Source organism: Catenuloplanes indicus (assembly GCF_030813715.1).
GTDB lineage: Bacteria > Actinomycetota > Actinomycetes > Mycobacteriales > Micromonosporaceae > Catenuloplanes > Catenuloplanes indicus.
In genome coordinates this window covers 3,944,576-3,961,521 of record NZ_JAUSUZ010000001.1, presented here as the reverse complement: position 1 = coordinate 3,961,521, position 16,946 = coordinate 3,944,576, and the positions used below count along the sequence as shown (strand labels likewise).

Annotated in this window: 15 protein-coding genes; 9 read left to right on the top strand and 6 right to left on the bottom strand. The window is 69.9% G+C overall.

Annotation, left to right across the window (positions count from 1 at the left end; genetic code table 11):
- Nucleotides 1-5: 5 nt before the first annotated feature.
- Nucleotides 6-1,868 (top strand): ATP-dependent nuclease, encoded by a 1,863-nt coding sequence (locus J2S42_RS17795; protein ID WP_307240578.1) that lies wholly within the window; start codon nucleotides 6-8, stop codon nucleotides 1,866-1,868.
- Nucleotides 1,869-2,073: 205 nt separating this feature from the next.
- Nucleotides 2,074-4,011 carry a UvrD-helicase domain-containing protein gene (locus J2S42_RS17790; protein ID WP_307240577.1) on the top strand — a complete coding sequence of 646 codons (1,938 nt, stop codon included), beginning with the start codon at nucleotides 2,074-2,076 and terminating at the stop codon, nucleotides 4,009-4,011.
- Nucleotides 4,012-4,058: 47 nt separating this feature from the next.
- Here J2S42_RS17790 and J2S42_RS17785 read toward each other — a convergent pair whose 3' ends face one another.
- Both J2S42_RS17785 and J2S42_RS17780 read right to left on the bottom strand, forming a co-directional pair.
- On the bottom strand, nucleotides 4,059-4,484 hold the full coding sequence (locus J2S42_RS17785; protein WP_307240575.1) for a hypothetical protein: 426 nt from the start codon (nucleotides 4,482-4,484) through the stop codon (nucleotides 4,059-4,061).
- Nucleotides 4,485-4,509: 25 nt separating this feature from the next.
- Nucleotides 4,510-4,857 carry a hypothetical protein gene (locus tag J2S42_RS17780; RefSeq protein ID WP_307240574.1) on the bottom strand — a complete coding sequence of 116 codons (348 nt, stop codon included), beginning with the start codon at nucleotides 4,855-4,857 and terminating at the stop codon, nucleotides 4,510-4,512.
- A gap of 259 nt (nucleotides 4,858-5,116) precedes the next feature.
- Between J2S42_RS17780 and J2S42_RS17775 the strand changes: the two genes are divergently transcribed.
- Both J2S42_RS17775 and J2S42_RS17770 read left to right on the top strand, forming a co-directional pair.
- The gene (locus tag J2S42_RS17775; protein ID WP_307240572.1) at nucleotides 5,117-5,605 is read left to right on the top strand and encodes a hypothetical protein; all 489 of its coding nucleotides are present in this window, start codon (nucleotides 5,117-5,119) and stop codon (nucleotides 5,603-5,605) included.
- A complete protein-coding gene (locus J2S42_RS17770) occupies nucleotides 5,602-5,922 on the top strand; it encodes a winged helix-turn-helix domain-containing protein (RefSeq protein ID WP_307240571.1) in 321 nt (106 codons plus the stop codon). The genes J2S42_RS17775 and J2S42_RS17770 overlap by 4 nt, the downstream gene beginning before the upstream one ends.
- Before the next feature lie 243 nt (nucleotides 5,923-6,165).
- Here J2S42_RS17770 and J2S42_RS17765 read toward each other — a convergent pair whose 3' ends face one another.
- From J2S42_RS17765 to J2S42_RS17750, 4 genes are read right to left on the bottom strand one after another with little or no spacing between them, the layout of a single operon-like run.
- Nucleotides 6,166-7,308: a hypothetical protein gene (locus tag J2S42_RS17765; RefSeq protein WP_307240569.1), complete on the bottom strand. Its 1,143-nt coding sequence runs from the start codon at nucleotides 7,306-7,308 to the stop codon at nucleotides 6,166-6,168.
- Nucleotides 7,305-8,207 carry a class I SAM-dependent methyltransferase gene (locus J2S42_RS17760; protein WP_307240567.1) on the bottom strand — a complete coding sequence of 301 codons (903 nt, stop codon included), beginning with the start codon at nucleotides 8,205-8,207 and terminating at the stop codon, nucleotides 7,305-7,307. The genes J2S42_RS17765 and J2S42_RS17760 overlap by 4 nt, the downstream gene beginning before the upstream one ends.
- A 39-nt stretch (nucleotides 8,208-8,246) precedes the next feature.
- On the bottom strand, nucleotides 8,247-8,927 hold the full coding sequence (locus J2S42_RS17755) for a potassium channel family protein (RefSeq protein ID WP_307237495.1): 681 nt from the start codon (nucleotides 8,925-8,927) through the stop codon (nucleotides 8,247-8,249).
- Nucleotides 8,920-10,284 (bottom strand): TrkH family potassium uptake protein, encoded by a 1,365-nt coding sequence (locus tag J2S42_RS17750; RefSeq protein ID WP_307248825.1) that lies wholly within the window; start codon nucleotides 10,282-10,284, stop codon nucleotides 8,920-8,922. The genes J2S42_RS17755 and J2S42_RS17750 overlap by 8 nt, the downstream gene beginning before the upstream one ends.
- Nucleotides 10,285-10,958: 674 nt before the next feature.
- Here J2S42_RS17750 and J2S42_RS17745 point away from each other — a divergent pair.
- From J2S42_RS17745 to J2S42_RS17725, 5 genes are all read left to right on the top strand, one after another.
- Nucleotides 10,959-11,567 (top strand): DUF998 domain-containing protein, encoded by a 609-nt coding sequence (locus tag J2S42_RS17745; RefSeq protein WP_307240565.1) that lies wholly within the window; start codon nucleotides 10,959-10,961, stop codon nucleotides 11,565-11,567.
- Nucleotides 11,568-11,619: 52 nt separating this feature from the next.
- Complete coding sequence (locus J2S42_RS17740) at nucleotides 11,620-12,906, top strand: glycosyltransferase (RefSeq protein ID WP_307240563.1); 1,287 nt, start codon at nucleotides 11,620-11,622, stop codon at nucleotides 12,904-12,906.
- 101 nt (nucleotides 12,907-13,007) lie between these two features.
- A complete protein-coding gene (gene nhaA, locus J2S42_RS17735) occupies nucleotides 13,008-14,315 on the top strand; it encodes a Na+/H+ antiporter NhaA (RefSeq protein ID WP_307240561.1) in 1,308 nt (435 codons plus the stop codon).
- Nucleotides 14,316-14,415: 100 nt separating this feature from the next.
- Entirely contained in the window at nucleotides 14,416-15,309 is an 894-nt protein-coding gene (locus J2S42_RS17730) for an ABC transporter ATP-binding protein (RefSeq protein WP_307240559.1), read from the top strand.
- Nucleotides 15,306-16,919, top strand: a complete 1,614-nt coding sequence (locus tag J2S42_RS17725; RefSeq protein WP_307240557.1) for an efflux permease Rv1217c-related protein — start codon at nucleotides 15,306-15,308, stop codon at nucleotides 16,917-16,919. Before J2S42_RS17730 ends, J2S42_RS17725 begins: the two co-directional genes overlap by 4 nt.
- The last annotated feature ends 27 nt before the right edge of the window (nucleotides 16,920-16,946 follow it).

Below are 16,946 nucleotides of genomic sequence, written 5' to 3'. Positions count from 1 at the left end.
GAGAGATGTTCATCGAGACGTTGGTACTGAAGAATTTCCAATGCTTCGGGCCGACCCGGAATACGATTGACCTCGGTGCCGACCTCACCGCGTTCATCGGCACGAACGGAACGGGCAAGACCGCTGCCTGCGAGGCGCTGCTGCGGCTCTTCGGCATCACCAGTCAAGACCGCGATGTTCGTATCGACGACTTCCACGTCCCGGTCAACGAAGAGGGCACCCCGGACGTACGCGAGCTGACGATCGAGGCAGTGCTCGCCTTCCCGGAGCTTGGCGATGACCATGATTCGGGCGGTGATGACGACGGCGGAGAGGACACCGACGACATTGACGACGACACCGAGGGCGCGGACGCTGGCGACGAGGAAGAGCTCGATGAGGACGACCTCGACCAAGACGGCGTAGACCACCCTTCTGGGCAGCGAGTAGAGAGCCACCAGGCAGTCCCGGACTTTTTCTCGCGGATGGTGGCCAACGACGACGGCGACTTCAAGGTCCGCATCGTCCTAGAGGCGAGATGGGAAGACGACGGAACCGTGGACGGCACGGTCACGGAAAACCGGATCGTGGTGAGCACGATGGCGGAAGAGTATGGCGAGCAGGACTATGCACCGCTGCCGGCATCGGAACGTAGCCGGATCCAGATGATCTACATTCCGGCATCGCGAGACGGCGCCCGCCAGGTGAACGCCTTCCTGCGTGGTCGGCTATGGCGAGCCGCGCAGTGGTCGGCAGACCTTCGCGACATGGTGGGCGAGCACGCGGGCAAGGTGGCCGAGCAATTCGACGAGGAGCCGGTCGTCGACGCAGTCGAAGGTGCATTAGGGCAACGCTGGCAGGAACTCCACGACGCGGGTACCCACGCAGCGCCGAAGTTCCGGCTCCTTGACGGCGACTTCGATCAGCTGGTCCGTAACACAGAGCTGGTCTTCGAGCCCGACCCGACCGGGAAGGCGCGACCGGCCCGGCTGCTCAGCGACGGGCAGAGATCCCTGCTGCATCTCGCCCTGACCGCAGCGGTGCTGGACGTGGAAGGAGCTGTTCGCGACCGACGACACACCACGGACTTCGCGTTGGACGCCGCCCAACTGCCGAACCTGACCCTTATCGCGGTCGAGGAGCCGGAGAACAACCTGTCACCATTCTTCCTGTCCCGCATCGTCACCCAGCTCCAGAACCTCGCGGTCACCCGTGCGACGCAGGCCGTACTGTCCAGCCACTCTGCCAGCGTGCTGAACCGCATCGCACCCGAGGACCTGCGCTACTTCCGCCTCGACCCGGCACCGGCAACCGCTTCGGTGCACGCGATCACCCTGCCTGCGAACCGCACTGATGCGGGCAAGTACATCCGTGAGGCTGTACGTGCACACCCCGAGCTGTACTTCGCCAAGTTCGTCGTCCTTGGCGAAGGCGACACCGAACAACTCGTCATCCCCCGAATCGCTCAGGCCCGAGGTGTTGACCTCGACCCGTCATTCGTCGCCGTGGTACCGCTCGGGGGCCGGCACACCAACCATATGTGGAAGCTGCTAAACGACCTGGGCATCCCACACGCGACCTTGCTGGACCTCGACTACGGGCGCGCGGGAGCTGGTCCTGCCCGCCTGCGCGATGCGTGCAAGCGACTCCTCGACAACGGTGTAGATCCTTTCGACGGCCTGCACGGCTACGCCGGACCTGACGACATCCACGACGAGCTGAAGCTCGACGAGCTGTGGCCGATCATCCGGCACCTGCGATCGTTCGGATCTTCTTCGCCGCGCCGCTCGATCTTGACTACATCATGTTGTCTCGCTTCACCGCGGCGTACACGAGACGGAAGAAGGGGGAGATCGGGCCGCGCAAGACAGATGCTTTGGCTGCTGTAATCGGGGATGAGAGCAGCGACGAGGATTTCTGGACGACTCCGGGGCGCGCCAGGCGCCTTCGGTGGTACCGCTACTTGTTTCTGGGCCGTTCCAAGCCGAGCAGTCACCTGCGGGCCCTAAGTCGGCTCACTGATGACGAATTGCGAGAAGGGGCACCGAAGGTGCTCGTCGCGCTGATCAAGCACATCAGTCAGAAGGTCGGATCGTGAGTCAGCTCGACACCTTCGGCGAGCTGGGCGAGCGCAGGCGGCCGTTGGTCACGTTGATCATGCCTGAGAGCTGGCAGCCGGTCGGCATCGACGGTCTCGAGCCGAACGCCTCGGCTGCTCTCATGCACGAGGGGAACGCCGCAGTCGTTGCCGGCCCCGGGGCTGGCAAGACCGAACTCCTCGCCCAGAGAGCCGCCTACCTCCTGCAAACCGGCATCTGCCCGTGGCCACAACGCATTCTGGCGATCTCGTTCAAGCGAGATGCTGCTGCGAACCTCGGGCGACGCGTCACCAGTCGCGTCCCGGAGCACGCCAGCCGGTTCGTCTCGATGACGTTCGACGCGTTCACGAAGAGCTTGGTCGACCGATTCGCGTCGGCCCTACCCGCGAGCTGGGCGATGCACGACGGCTACAAGATTGACTTTCCGACTGAACGAAACGTCGAGGGCTTCCTCGCCAACATCGGACCAGCCGCACCGCTGGACATCCGTGCGGACGTCATGCGGATCCGGGCGACGAAGTTCATCGCCAGCACCGTCGGCGGGTGGGACCTGCCGATCGAGATGCCGGACAGCGAAGCGGGCGATGCCACCGAATATGCGGCGTTGCAGTGGTGGCGCGCTCGTTATCTTGGCCGCGCTCCAGCGGAGCTGGACTTCGTGATGATCAACAGGCTGGCTGAGCTGCTGGTCCGCTCCGCACCGCAGCTGCGGCGCGCTCTCCGGATCACATACCCGTATATCTTTGTTGACGAGTTTCAGGACACAACAAGCGCTCAATTCTCCTTTCTCGCCTCCGTTTTCGCTGACGGGCCGATGGTCACGGCCGTCGGTGACAGCAAGCAGAGAATCATGGGCTGGGCCGGGGCCCTACCCCATGCACTCAAACGGTTCGCCCAAAAGTTCGACGCGACGTCCTTTCCGCTGATGTGGAACTTCCGCTCCAGTGCCGGGCTGGTTCAGATGCAGCACGTCATCGCAACCCACCTCGAACCCAGCACGGCGCCGGCAATCTCGAAGACCGACGCGGACCTCGATGGCAACCCCGCCGAGGTGTGGACGTTCTCCAGCGTGAATCGGGAAGCCGCCTTCATCGCTGAATGGATCGCCACGGACATCGCCAAGTCCGGCCGTAGGCCAGCCGACTTCGCCCTATTGGCGCGGCAGAAGATCGCCACGTTCGAAGCCCGCTTCCGGATCGAACTCGCACGCTACGGCATCCAGGTGCGCAACGACGACGAACTCGTTGACACCATCCGCTTGCAGGATCTACTCAAACACGAGGTCGCGCGTCTCATCCTGGGACTCTTGCGACTGGCGGACCAGCCGCGGGGCCTGCCGACTGTGTGGCAAGAAGTCTTGAACACCCTCTACCGTGTGCACGGTGCTGCCGGCGATGAGGTAGCACAGCGGCGAGTCGGTGACGACCTGACTGCGGTGACCACCGCTATGCGATCCTGGCTCGCGTCGAACCCGTCCACCTCCACCTCAGCCCGGGAAATCCTGGAACAACTCCTCAGCCTCCTCGACGTTGGCGCGTTGCACCGGTACGTCCGAACGACGATGCCCGACGAAGCGCTTCGCACCGTTATACGTGCATTTTGGGCGCGACTGGACAAGGTCCTGCCGAACAGTGCGAGCTGGGCAGATGTACTGGAGAAGTTCGAGTGCGCTGATGCGGTCGTACTTCTCACCGCCCACCGCAGCAAGGGCCTGGAATACCACACAGTGTTTTTCATGGGCCTTGACGATGACCAATGGTGGGCGCATGGACGCGATCCCGTCGAGTCGACGTCGACTTTCTTCGTCGGAGTGTCCCGAGCGGCCCAACGGGTTATCCTCACGACCACAAGCCCACATGCACGGACCGGCCGTATCGCCACGTTCTTCGAGCTGCTCGACGAGGCGGCCGTCCCGGAGTTCGACCGTGGGTGAGATATGGCAGTTTAGAAACGACGTCGCCTACCCTGCGCCGTGGCGCTTCAGGCGGTGCCGGGGCGGGACCGGGGTTCGGCCCACGCCTGGTAAGCACCGGGCGGTGCATCCGCAATCACTCCGCCGGGCTGAACGTAGAAGACGTTCGGATTTTTATTGTGCGGCCCGTACCCGTTGCTGCCGTGGATGAGCAGGGTGCTGCCGGGTGCGGGCCAGAAGCCCCAGAACCAGGTGTCTTGTCGGGCGCCGGTGGCGGTCCAGACGATGACGACTTTCGCGCCGCGGCGTGCCCGCTGGTAGACGTGCGCGACATGGCAACGGTGCGCGCTGGGCGACTGAGCCTCGATGGTCAGCAGCTGTTGCCAGGCCGCTGCGGCCTGCTCGCGGCGTCGGCGCCGCGATCCGCGCGTGGAGAGGATCGCGGCCAGAAGCGCCAGTGCGGGAGGCAACAGGCACAGCAGCGCGTACAGCACCGCGCCCGCGTCGTCTCGGAGTGAATCAGACATCGATCGCCGAGATTGCCACACGGTCGCGGTCCGGTGGGGGCACCTGCGCAGGACTCCCGCCACAACCTGCACCGGCCTCTCCGGTGCCGGAAGCTGACCGGTTGCTGCTGGAGGTGGCGCGTCGGCGGAGTTCCCGCAGGGGTAAGGGGTAGCTGGTGCCGGCGCGTCGTTCGCGCAGGATCGCGACGTCTCCGAGGACCGCGCGAAGCTGCTCTTCGTGGGCTTCCGCGGCGGCGAAGCGCTCCGGGGCGACAGCCAGCAGATGCTTCCACTGCTTCTGGCCGGCGCGCACGCACATGCCGAAGCAGTTGTTGTGTTCTCCAGAATCCAGCTGTCTCATGAGCCGGTTGAGCTTGCAGTCTGCGCGTGCGATTTGCGCCGCCGTTCACGATCAACAGTCGGCGATCGACGCGGTTGGTGTCGCTTCTACGACCATCTGCGTGCATCCTCGCGTCGACCGGGCGCGGATCACCTCGCGCTGTTCCCCCTCGGCCTAGGTGGCTCGCGATAGGTATGCCAGCACCTGTGCGCGTCGGCGCTTGCAGCACTTGCCGCTTCGCATGTACTTTCCATGTGGAAAACATTGGGGAGGCTGCCACATGAGCGGAATGACGAGTGGAGAAGCTGCGGAGGCCCTGCAGGTGGTAGGCCGGGGTGTGCGAACGGGGGCCGCTGTCGTCGGTCCTCGTAGTCCGACCCGCTATGTCCTGATAACCGGATTGCTGGCAGCTGCGTTGGGGGCGTGCTTCGATATCCCGGCCTCGCTGTGGGGAGTGGGTGCGATCCTGCGTTTCCCGCTGCCTCTGGTGGTCTGTGCGGTCTGGACGGTGTACACCCGGTGGGAGTGGCTGGCCCGGCCTCGGTGGGCGGGTTATGGGAGTGCGGTCGTCGTCGCGCTCATCGTCTTGCACGTGGCGGTTTTCGCCGTTGCGGGCGTTGTCGGCATGGCGTTGCGTGATGCGGGCGTCCCGGTGCCGTTCGCGATCGCGGGACTGATCTATGCCGTGCTGATGATGACGATCGTGGGTTTCGCCGCGCGCCGTCTCGCGGGCCGCTATGCCGATCGCCTGGCCAGGGAGCCTCGATGAGCAATGAGTGGGAGCTGAATCCGGTCATCAACACCACCACCCGGCTCGCCATCATGGCCGTGCTGGCGGGTGCGGAGGAGATAGAGTTCGGCGTCGCCCGGCAGGCGGCCGGTATTAGTGACTCGGTGCTGTCCAAGCAGGCTACCGCCCTGGAGAGGGCGGGATATCTGAAGGTGCGTAAGGGCAGTATCGGGCGGCGTCCGCGGACTTGGCTGTCGCTGACCGATGCCGGCCGGACTGCGATCCGGAGTCACATCGCCGCTCTGCAGGGCCTGCTGGCTCGTGCGAACGCGGCGGCATCCGATGCGCCGGGGTGACGCGGGTGGATGCCGGCCCGCATGCGTTGCCGTGCAGACCGGCGCCGATTCACGGCAGAGCTGACGCGAACACCGTGGTGGATCGCGTCAGTAGCCACTTCGGCTGCGGCGGCGATGCAGGCCGGGCAGGTGGTGGAGCTAGGGAGACGGCGGTGCGGCCCACCGTGAGCCCCACCGCAGCTGGTCCGGGTACCGCTGGGCCGGGGTGCCTGCCGTGACGACATCCCTGCCCGGGACCGTGGATCAGCCCGGGTAGAGATCAGCCGGCAGGGCTCGGATCGGGTCGTAGGGGATCGTTTCCACGGCGAGTACAGGGCCCAACGGCGTACGAATCGTCTCGTCGATCTGCACCGTGCACCAGGCGCCGGGCCGGGGCTCGCCGTAGAGGGTTGCCCGGGTGCTGCTGGGTACCCGGTTGCAGTCGTGCGCGGTGTCCTCCGTTTCGGTGAGGGGAAGGATGAGTTCGTCGGCGGTGCGGGCCGGTCCTGGAACGAGGATGGTGAGGCAGTCGCCGTCGTCGACGAGGCGGGCTTCGCGGACCGGCTGGGCCGTGGTGAACAGTGCGTGCAGGCCGCGGTCCCATGCACGGGCCAGTGACAGCAACGCAGCTCCGGCACCGGCCGCTACGGTCGCGACGACGAACAGGAGCGTGATGTCGTACGGCTCGGTGCGAAGCTGCCGCAGCCCGGCCGCATCGACGAGGACCGGCACCGTAGCGCCGACCGGATAATCGGTAGCGGCCAGGACCTCGGCGTTCCACAGCTGGCCACCAGGCAGCTCTACTTCAATGGCGTCCTCCGCCACCTGGGCGCGCACCACGGCGGTGACGGTCTCGGCGCTGTTTTCCCGGGCGGTGGCCGCGTGCTGCCGCCAGAAGGTCCAGCCTCCGAGGGCGACGCCCGCGATGAGGAGCAGGGTTCCGGCCAGCGCCGTCAGCGCGTGTAGCTGGGGCAGCTGTGCCGGCCGTGGTGGTGTGCGGTGCCGGAGCGCAGTGCCGGTTGCCGGTGCCGGGCGCAGCCGGGCGACGCCCGCGGTGATGGCGACCAGCGCGAGCGGCAGCGCGGCCCGCCAGCCGAGGCCGCTGTCGTCGGTGATGATGCTGAGCGGCCACAGGACGGCGCTGGCCGCTGCAACCCAGACCGCGGCCGGCCGGTGAAGGTAGACCATCACCGCGGCAGCGCACAACGCACCGACCGCGGTCGCCGTCACGGGTTCCGGCCCGCACGGGTCGGCCGCGGTGCACGGCTGCTCGGGCACGGTGAACACGGTGATCAGAAAGATCGACGCGGCGACCGCGGCGATCACATGATCCAGGTAGGGCCGAGGGCGCGCCGCCCGGTCCATCCGCACGACCGCCGACGGCGACAACCGGCCCGGCCCGATCATCGGGAGTCCCCGGCGGTCGCGTCCTGGCGCTCGGCGAGGACGAAGCGTTCGATGCCGGAGACCGGCAGGTCACGCCCGATCGGTGCGAGATACCGGCTCGTGTACTCCTGCGCGCCGACGTGCTCACGCACGATCCATCCGTAGGGTCGCAGAAGTGTGGTGATCTCGACGGGGTCGAGACCGAACCGCCAGATGTGCTGCCGGTCGACGAAGTCGCGCCGGGCGGGTGCGGCGTCGTAGTCGCTGGTGCCGTCGAGGTAGTCGGCGCGCAGATAGGTGAAGATCAGCCGGCTGCCGGGTGCGGCGGTACCGAGGAAGGCCAGCGTCCCGAGAACGGCGTCCTCGGTGAGGTACTGAGTCACCGCCTCCCAGACGAACATCGCCGGCTCCGCGGGCGCGAATCCGGCCGCACGCAGCGTGCCGGTCAGGTCGTCGGTGGCGAAGTCGATCGGCACGAGCGTGGTGCCGGCGACCAGCCCAGCCGGCAGAGACCGGGTCCGCCGGCGTTTGACGGCGATGTTCGCGGGCAGGTCGAGTTCCCAGGCGTGGGCGCCGGCCGGGGCGATGAGCCGGTACGGGCTGCTGTCGAGACCGGCACCGAGGATGACGTACTGCCCGATGCCGGCGTCGAGCGCCGCTTTGATCTGGTCGGTGGCATACCGTTTGCGGCACAGCACACCGGCCCACAGCCCGTGTGCGCGGGCGTCGGTGGCGGCGACCAGCATCCGGTAGACCGACTCCCACCGGCAGCTTCGGGCGATCCAGCGCTGAGCGGTGGGCAGCATGCGGACCGCGAGCGGATCGTCGTACAGGCGCTGACCAGGCGGCCGCGCGTGTTCGGCGGCGGCGATGACCATCGGGCCGTACGCGGTCTGCGCGGCGGTATTGCGTGGCGCCATGGATGCGCTCCTTCACGGTGCGGGGTGAGGAGGTGCGGGTCAGTCGGTTTCGGCGAAGCGTTCGACTTTGTCGATGGCGCCGACGACCAGGACGATGTCGCCGTAGGCGAGCACAGTGTCCGGGGTGGCGTAGGTGAAGCCGCGTGGTGCACCGGGGGCCGGTGCCTGGGGTTTGACGGCGACGACGGTGACGCCCCAGCGGCTGCGCAGCTTCGATTCGCGCAGCGGGACGCCGACGACGTCACGGGGTGGCGTGGTCTTGATGACGGCGAAGTCGGCGTCGACTTCGACGTAGTCGAGGATCCGGCCGGAGAGCAGGTGGGCGACGCGTTCGCCCATGTCGTTCTCCGGGAAGACGACGTGGTGAGCGCCGACCCGGGAGAGGATGCCGGCGTGCTGGGCGTTGACGGCCTTGGCCCAGATGTCGCGGATACCGAGGTCGGACAGCAGCGCGGTGGTGAGGATGCTGGCCTGGATGTCGGTGCCGATCGCGACGACCGCGCGGTGGAAGGCGGTGATGTCGAGCTGGTGCAGGGCCTCGGCGTCGGTGCTGTCGGCGGTGACCACATGTGGGAGCCGTCCGGCGAGTTTCTGCACGACGGCGGGGTTGCCGTCGATAGCGAGGACTTCGGTGCCGCGCCGGTCGAGTTCGACGGCGAGGGCGGTGCCGAACCGGCCGAGTCCGATGACGACGACGGGTGCGGTGGGTGTGTCAGCCAACGATGGTTCTCTCCTCGGGCAGTTCGTAGCGCTGGTCACGGTCGCGGAGCGCCAGCGCGGAGGCCAGGGTCAGCGGGCCGATCCGCCCGGCGAACATCAGCGCCACCAGCAGCAGCTGCGCCTGCGCGGGCAGGTCCGCGGTGATGCCGGTGGACAGGCCGACGGTCGCGAACGCCGAGATCGTCTCGAACAGCACCGCGTCGAGGGCGTGCGTGGTCACGGCCAGCAGCGTGAAGGTGGCGGCGATGACCGTGCCGACGCTGAGCAGGACGATCGCGAGAGCCTGGCGCTGGTTGGTGGCGGGGATACGGCGGCGCCCGGCGTTGACGTGAGCCCGGCCGCGGATCTCCGACCAGAGCATGAACGCCAGCACCCCGAACGTGGTGACCTTGATCCCGCCCGCGGTGCCGGCGCTGCCGCCACCTATGAACATCAGCACGTCCGTGGCGAGCAGGCTCTCCGGCCGCAGCGCGCCGATGTCGACGCTGTTGAACCCGGCGGTCCGCGCCATCGCGGAGGCGAAGAACCCGGCCAGCAGCCGGTCACCCGGGGCAAGGGCGCCGAGGGTACGGGCGTTCGTCCATTCCGCCGCCGTGAACACGGCCGTGCCCGCGGCGAGCAGGACCGCAGTCAGGGTGACGGTGATGCGGGTCATCACCGACCAGCGGCCCGGGCGCCGCCATCCGCGGGCGAGCTCGAAGACGACCGGGAAGCCCAGACCGCCGACGATGACCGCCGCGGCCACGGTCAGGCAGATCCACGCATCGCCGGCGTAGCGGACCAGGCCGTCGGCGTGGAGAGAGAACCCGGCGTTGTTGAACGCGGAGATCGCATGGAACACACCGCTGTAGAGCGCATCCGCCGGTGCGAGCCCGTAGCCGGTGATCAGTCTGATGGTCAGTACAGCGGCGACGAGCGCTTCGGTGCCGAGGCTGAACAGCACGATGCGGCGCACCAGCCCACGCACGTCGTGCAGGCTGAGACTCTTCGTCTCCGCCTGCGCCAGAAACCTCGCACGCAGCCCGAGCCGGCGGGACAGCAGCAGGGTCAGCATCGTAGCCAGCGTCATGATCCCCAAGCCCCCGGCCTGGATCAGCAGCAGGATGACCGCCTGCCCGAACGGCGACCAGTGGGTGCCGGTGTCGACCGTGGCCAGGCCCGTCACACAGACCGCGGACGTCGCCGTGAACAACGCGTCGACCAGCGACGCAGGTTCATCCGACGCGGTCGCCCACGGCAGGCTCAGCAACCCGGTGCCGGCCGCGACCGCCGCACCGAACCCGACCGTGATCACCTGGGCGGGATGCCGGAACCGGTCGGCTCGCCGCCGCCACGCGCGTGCTGGCCCGGCTAGGATCTCGCGTCCGCGCCGGGTCAGCATCCGGTGCGGCGTGGTGATCGCAACGGCAGCCTCGCCCGCCCCGGCACGCACCGCGGCTCAAGTCGGCCCGAGGCGGGGTCACGGTAGACCGGTGCCGGTGATATCGGCGTACACGGTGGCAGCAGAGACATGGTGGCGGGGCTTCCTGTGGGCACGATGAATCGAACATCGCCGACCAGGCTTCCCGGCACACCTGCGCGCAGCGTATCAGCGGGACGCCTCCGAGACGGGCAGCATGGCATGCCGGCGGGACCGGCCTCGGGGACGCCGCGCGGTGAACCGCCCGACACGAATCCGGTCGGCCGCGCTGTCACACAGCTCAGTGACAGGCTGCCCGGACGTCAGCCCCGCGTGCGTGATGACGCCGTCGTCGGGCCGACCGCGAGGAGTCGAGTCGGTTTCTCAGTCGCAACTCTGCTGGCCCTTGGCGAGGACACTCATTCACCCGTCGAATTGCCGGCGCTCGTGCGCCATGGCGGCAGGCCAGCCGGCGCGACGATCAGCAGCGTGACAAGGAGCGGCAGGCGGTCTACAGTGCACGGCAATCGATGTCGTCTGATGGTGTGCCGGGAAGTCTGGTCGGCGTCGGAGTCATCATGCGCGCCACTCGAGTGCTGCGATGGACTTTCTTGTGCGGTGCGGTCTGCCCCGTGCTGCTGCTCGTCGGTCTGCTGTGGGGCGGTGCGACGCGGGACGGCTATGACCAGGTGCGTCACGGCGTCAGCCAGCTGACCTCGGGCGACGGCAACGTTCTGATCCGGCTGCTGTTCGCGGTCTGTGGGGTGTTGCTGCTGGTGGCGGTACTGATCGCTGGCCGCCGCCCGATGCCGGGGCCGGTGTGGCAGTGGCGCCTGCTGGGTGTGGTGGCGGCGGGGCTGATCGTCGCGGGGGTGTTCCCGACGGATCCGGCCCTGGGATATCCGCCCGCCGCCCCAGAAGCGATCACCGCGACCGGGGCGGTGCATCAGGTCGGCGGCACGATGCTGTTCGCCGGGATGATCGCCGCAGCCGTCGTGGCCGGTCGAGATGCCCGGCGGCGCGGCCGGTTCCGGTGGGCGGCCGTGTGTGTGGCCGTGGCTTGGGCGGTGGCGGGGCTGGCGGTCGCGGCGGGGATCGTGTTCCGGCTGGTACAGCGCGACATCATCGGCACCGGGCCGGCCGGGCTGCTGGAACTGCTGTCGATGGCGTGCGGACTGTGCTGGGTCAGCGCCGCCATGCTGCGCGACAGGTCGTCGTGGGCGTACGCTGACGGCCGGTGAGCCGGGAAGTCTGGTCGGCGCGACCTTTTTCGTGCGACGAAAGGGCTCACCCATGAAGGTTCTGATGCTGACGCTGGGCACCCGCGGCGACGTGCAGCCGTTCATCGCCCTCGCCCACCACCTGCGGCACCGCGGTCACGAAGCGCTCATCGCGGCACCTGCGCGGTTCGCCGCACTGGCCGCCGTCCACGCCGTGCCCTTCGCTGTGCTCGACGACGGGCCGCTGCGGGTGCTAGACGACGGTTCGGGCGTCGAGGACGTCGCCAAGGGCGGGATCCGGGGGAAGGCGGCGCTCATGCGGCGGATGCCGGCGATGTTCGGCCGGGTCCTCGACGACTGCTGGCAGGTCGCCTCGACCGGCGAGGGTGCCGGCGCGGACGTGATCGTGCACAACGGTCAGGTGATCGCCGGGCAGCACGTGGCCGAGAAACTCGGCGTGCCCGCCGTGCTGGGCCTGCCTCTGCCGATGTACGTGCCGACCCGGGAGTTCCCGTGGCCGGGCCAGGACGTCTCCGACCGGCTGCCGGGCCGGCTGAACCGGGCCACCTACGCCGGGATGCAGGCGCCGGCGCTGATGTTCGGCCGCACCGTCGACCGGTGGCGTTCCGGGCTGGGCCTGCCACGGCGGCGCGGCCGGCACGATCCGGCGCGGCGCCCCGACGGCGGGCCGGCGCCGGTGCTGCACGCGATCAGCCCGGCGGTCCTGCCGCGCCCGGCGGACTGGCCCCCCACGGCGCAGGTCACCGGCTACTGGTTCACCCCACCGGCCACCACCACCGCCGGCGGGGCTGTCGAACCGCATGTGCGGGCGCTGCTGGACGGCCGGCAGCCGCCGGTGTTCGTCGGGTTCGGCAGCATGGCCGGCCCGGCCCCGGCCGCCGCCACCCGTACCGTGCTGCAGGCCCTCGATCTGGCGGGCCTGCCGGGGGTCGTGGCCGGTGGCTGGGGTGGCCTGCAACGGTTCGTCTCCGACCGGCATGCGTTCGTCGCCGGTGATGTGCCGCACGAGGTGGTGTTCCCGCGGTGCGCGGTGATCGTCCATCACGGCGGTGCCGGGACCACCGCGGCCGCCGCGCGTGCCGGTGTCCCGCAGGTGATCTGCCCGTTCGTGGCCGACCAGCCGTTCTGGGGCCGGCGCATGCACCGGCTCGGTGTCGCCCCGCCACCGGTGCCGCAGACCCGCCTGGACGCGGCCGCGCTCGGCGCCGCGATCCGGCAGGCCGCCCGCGACGCGGGGATGGCGGAGGCGGCGCGGCTGCTCGGCGAGCGGATCCGCGCGGAGAACGGTGCCGCGGACGCTGTCGACGCATTGGAGCGGGTCGTGGGCGTGCGTCGGTGATCTGTGCCGCTGCACCGGCCGGCCGGTCACGGTAGGTTGGGTGCAGGTGTGCCGGGAAGGCTGGTCGGCGATGGTTTCGTCGTGCCTTCCTAAGGAGTCTCATGTCCGGTGTGCCGCCACGTCCCGCCCGTCACCTGTTCGGCCGCCGCAGCTGGCCCGAGGCCCGGCGGATCGCCGAGATCCTGCGCGCGGAGACCGTCGGCGGCGCGCTGCTGCTGGGCGCGGCCGTGCTGGCGCTGCTGTGGGCGAACTCGCCCTGGTCGGAGGCGTACCGGACGCTGAGCGAGGTGACAGTCGGCCCGCACGCGCTGCACCTGGACCTCACGCTGGCGCAGTGGGCCGCGGACGGTCTGCTGGCGATCTTCTTCTTCGTCGCCGGGCTGGAACTCAAACGCGAGTTCATCGCCGGTGACCTGCGCGACCCGCGCCGCGCCGTCATGCCGATCGCAGCCGCGGTCGGCGGCATGGCCGTACCCGCCATCATCTACACCGCGATCAACGCCACCGCCGATGGTGGCGCGCTGTCCGGCTGGGCGGTGCCGACCGCAACCGACATCGCCTTCGCACTCGCCGTCCTCGCCGTCGTCGGTTCGCATCTGCCAGCCGCGCTGCGCACGTTCCTGCTCACCCTCGCGGTCGTCGACGACCTGCTCGCCATCCTGATCATCGCGGTGTTCTACACCAGCTCGCTGCAGCTGCTGCCGCTGGCGGCGGCGCTGATTCCGCTGGGGCTGTTCGGGTTCCTGGTGCAGCGCCGGGTCCGCTCCTGGTGGCTGCTGCTGCCGCTGGCCGCCGCCGCGTGGGCGCTGGTGCACGCCTCCGGCGTCCACGCCACCGTCGCCGGCGTCCTGCTGGGCTTCCTCGTCCCGGTCATCCGCCGGGCCGGCGGCGACGGACCGGGCCTGGCCGAGCACTTCGAGCACCGCTGGCGGCCGCTCTCGGCCGGCGTGGCGGTGCCGGTCTTCGCGTTCTTCGCCGCCGGCGTCTCGGTCGCCGGCGCGGGCGGACTCGGCGCGACCATGGCCGACCCGGTCACTATCGGCATCGTCGTGGGGCTGGTGGCCGGCAAGGCGGTGGGCGTGCTCGGCGCGACCTGGCTGGTGCAGCGGTTCACCCGCTCCACGCTCGGCGACCAGCTCGGCTGGTGGGACGTGCTGGGCCTGTCGCTGCTGGCCGGGATCGGGTTCACGGTGTCGCTGCTGATCGGCGAGTTGGCGTTCGGCGCCGGCAGTGTGAAGGACGAGCACGCCCGGATCGGCATCCTGGCCGGCTCGTTCCTCTCGGCGCTGCTGGCAACCGTGGTGCTGCGTGTGCGCAACCGGCATTACCGGCGACTGCGCGAGATCGAGGAGCGCGACGCCGACGCGGACGGTGTGCCGGACGTGTATCAGGGCGAGTCGCGGTCCTGACACTTCTCCGCCGGTGTGGGCGGGAGTACGGTGGCCGATAGGTGTGCCGGGAAGTCTGGTCGGCGGTCATGATCCGTTTGCGACCGAAGGGCTTCCTCCGATGGACGAGTCCGTGCTGCGCACCATCCACCTCACCAAACGGTACGGCCGGCTGACCGCCGTCGACGACCTGACCCTGGACGTCGGCGCCGGTGAGGTCTTCGGCTTCCTCGGCCCGAACGGCGCCGGGAAATCCACCACGATCCGCATGATCCTCGGCCTGGCCCGCCCGACCGCCGGGCGGGCACTGATCGCCGGCGTCGACGCGGCCGACGTGGCCCACGCGCACCGGCACCTGGCGTACGTGCCGGCTGACGTGGCGCTGTGGCCGCAGCTGACCGGCGCGGAGATCCTGCACCTGCTCGCCTCCACCGGCCCGGGCACCGACATCGCCTACCGCGACGCCCTGGTCGAGCGGTTCGACCTGGACCCGTCGCGACCGGCGCGTACCTACTCCACCGGCAACCGGCAGAAGGTCGCGCTGATCGCGGCGTTCGCCACCCGCGCTCCGCTGCTCGTGCTGGACGAGCCGACCAGCGGCCTGGACCCGCTGATGGAGCAGCAGTTCCGGGCCGCGGTCGCCGAGGCGCGCGAGCGCGGGCAGAGCGTCTTTCTCAGCTCGCACCAGCTCGCCGAGGTCGAGGCGGTCTGCGACCGAGTGGGGATCCTGCGCGCCGGCCGGCTCGTCGAGGTGGCGTCCGTGCCGGCGCTGCGGGCGCTGCACCGGGCCGAGGTCACGGTCAGCTACACCGGCGAGCAGCCCGCGCTGACCGCGGTGCCCGGCGTCGATGGTGTGCAGACCACGGGCGAGGGCCGGCTGCGGTTCGCGCTCACCGGTCCACCCGCGCCCGCACTGAGGGTGCTCGCCGCCGCCGACGTGACCGCGCTCGCTGTCCGCGAACCCAGCCTCGAGGAGATGTTCCTCGACTACTACGGCACGGAGAACGGACGATGACCGCCCCGGCGCTCACCCTCCCGGCCCGGCCGGGCGCGGCGGTCACCGGGCTCGCCGTCCGGCAGATCCGCCGTGGCGGCGCGATCGTTCTCCTGCTCGCCGCCGGCATGCCGGCCCTGGTCACGGCCACCTACGACGGGCTGACCGCCGATCCGGCCGCCGCGGCCGGGCTGACGCGGATCGCGGCGAACCCGGCCATCCGCACCCTGTTCGGCACCCCGATCGCGCTCGACCACGCCGGCGGCTTCACCGTCTGGCGCATCGGCACCGTCCTGACCGTCATCCTCACCGTCTGGGCCACGCTCACCACCACCCGCGTCCTGCGCGGCGAGGAGGAAGCCGGCCGCTGGAGCCTGCTGCTGGCCGGCCGATCTACGCCGCGTGCCGTCTTCCTGCAGCACCTCGCCGTCATCGCGGCCGTCCCGGTTACGGCCGGCATCGCGGTCACGGCCGCGCTATGGACCGCCGGGCCAGACCTGGCCGGGGCGATCGTGCACGGCGCGGGAGTCACCGCTGCAGGGCTCTTCGCGGTCGCGGTCGCCGCCCTCTCCGCGCAGATCTTCCCGGCCCGGGCCCCGGCCACCGGCACGGCGATCGCCGTGCTCGGCGCAGGCCTGCTGCTGCGCATGATCGGCGACGGGCTCACCGCGCTCGGCTGGCTGCACTGGCTGTCGCCGTTCGGGCTGCTCGCCCTCAGCTCCCCGTACGGCCGCGACGATCCGCTACCGCTGCTGCTCCTGACCGCCGCCGCCCTCGCGATCGCTGCGGCCGCGCTTGCCGCCGTTGGCCGGCGTGACCTCGGCGGTGGCCTGACCGCACCGGCAGCCGGCCGCGCACCGCGGCGGTGGCTGCTGGGCGGCCCGGCGGCGTTCGCGGTGCGCCGAGCGATCGGGCCGGTGCTCGCCTGGACCGCCGGGATCGGCGCCTACTTCCTGCTCATCGGACTGACCGCCCGTTCCGTCACCGAGTTCCTGACCGGCAACGCGGTCTTCGCAGACGCGGCCGCGCAGGCCGGATTCGCCGGCATGCACACCGTGGAGGGCTTCACCGCCAGCCTCTTCGCGCTGCTCGCCCTCCCGGCCGGCGCGTTCACCGCGGTCCGGATCGGCGCGTTCGCCGCCGCCGAGACCGACCGGCGCCTGACCCCGCTCGCCGCCGCGCCACTGACCAGGACCCGCCTGCTCGCGGCCGAGACCGCCGCGACCACCGGCGGCGCGCTGATCCTGCTCACCGTCGCGGCGCTGGCGACCTGGGCGGGCGTGACCGCGGTCGGAGGCGGGCTGACGTTACCGGCGGCGCTGGCCGGCACGTTCAACACGCTGCCGATCGTCGCGCTCAGCCTCGGTGCCGCCGTCCTGGCTCTCGGCGGGGCACCACGCGTGACCGTCCTCGCCGGCACGCTGCCAGCCACCGGTGGCTTCCTGCTCCAGGTCCTCGCCGACGCCACCGGCGCACCCACGTGGGTGAGAGAACTGTCGCCGTTCCCGCATCTGGCACCGGTACCCCTCACCGGGGTCGCCTGGCCAGCTGCCGTGACGATGACAAGCATCGCGGTCGCGCTGGCCGTTGCCGGAACGCTCGCCTACCACCGCCGTGACCTGCGCAGCTAACGCGGCCATACCCGGCCCGCAGGCTCC

Excerpts from the sequence above, each read along its gene's own strand:
- J2S42_RS17795 (WP_307240578.1), top strand. The coding sequence starts at position 6 with ATGTTCATCGAGACGTTGGTACTGAAGAATTTCCAATGCTTCGGGCCG.
- J2S42_RS17780 (WP_307240574.1), bottom strand. The coding sequence starts at position 4,857 with ATGAGACAGCTGGATTCTGGAGAACACAACAACTGCTTCGGCATGTGC.
- J2S42_RS17775 (WP_307240572.1), top strand. The coding sequence starts at position 5,117 with ATGAGCGGAATGACGAGTGGAGAAGCTGCGGAGGCCCTGCAGGTGGTA.
- J2S42_RS17770 (WP_307240571.1), top strand. The coding sequence starts at position 5,602 with ATGAGCAATGAGTGGGAGCTGAATCCGGTCATCAACACCACCACCCGG.
- J2S42_RS17765 (WP_307240569.1), bottom strand. The coding sequence starts at position 7,308 with ATGATCGGGCCGGGCCGGTTGTCGCCGTCGGCGGTCGTGCGGATGGAC.
- J2S42_RS17760 (WP_307240567.1), bottom strand. The coding sequence starts at position 8,207 with ATGGCGCCACGCAATACCGCCGCGCAGACCGCGTACGGCCCGATGGTC.
- J2S42_RS17740 (WP_307240563.1), top strand. The coding sequence starts at position 11,620 with ATGAAGGTTCTGATGCTGACGCTGGGCACCCGCGGCGACGTGCAGCCG.
- nhaA (WP_307240561.1), top strand. The coding sequence starts at position 13,008 with ATGTCCGGTGTGCCGCCACGTCCCGCCCGTCACCTGTTCGGCCGCCGC.
- J2S42_RS17730 (WP_307240559.1), top strand. The coding sequence starts at position 14,416 with ATGGACGAGTCCGTGCTGCGCACCATCCACCTCACCAAACGGTACGGC.
- J2S42_RS17725 (WP_307240557.1), top strand. The coding sequence starts at position 15,306 with ATGACCGCCCCGGCGCTCACCCTCCCGGCCCGGCCGGGCGCGGCGGTC.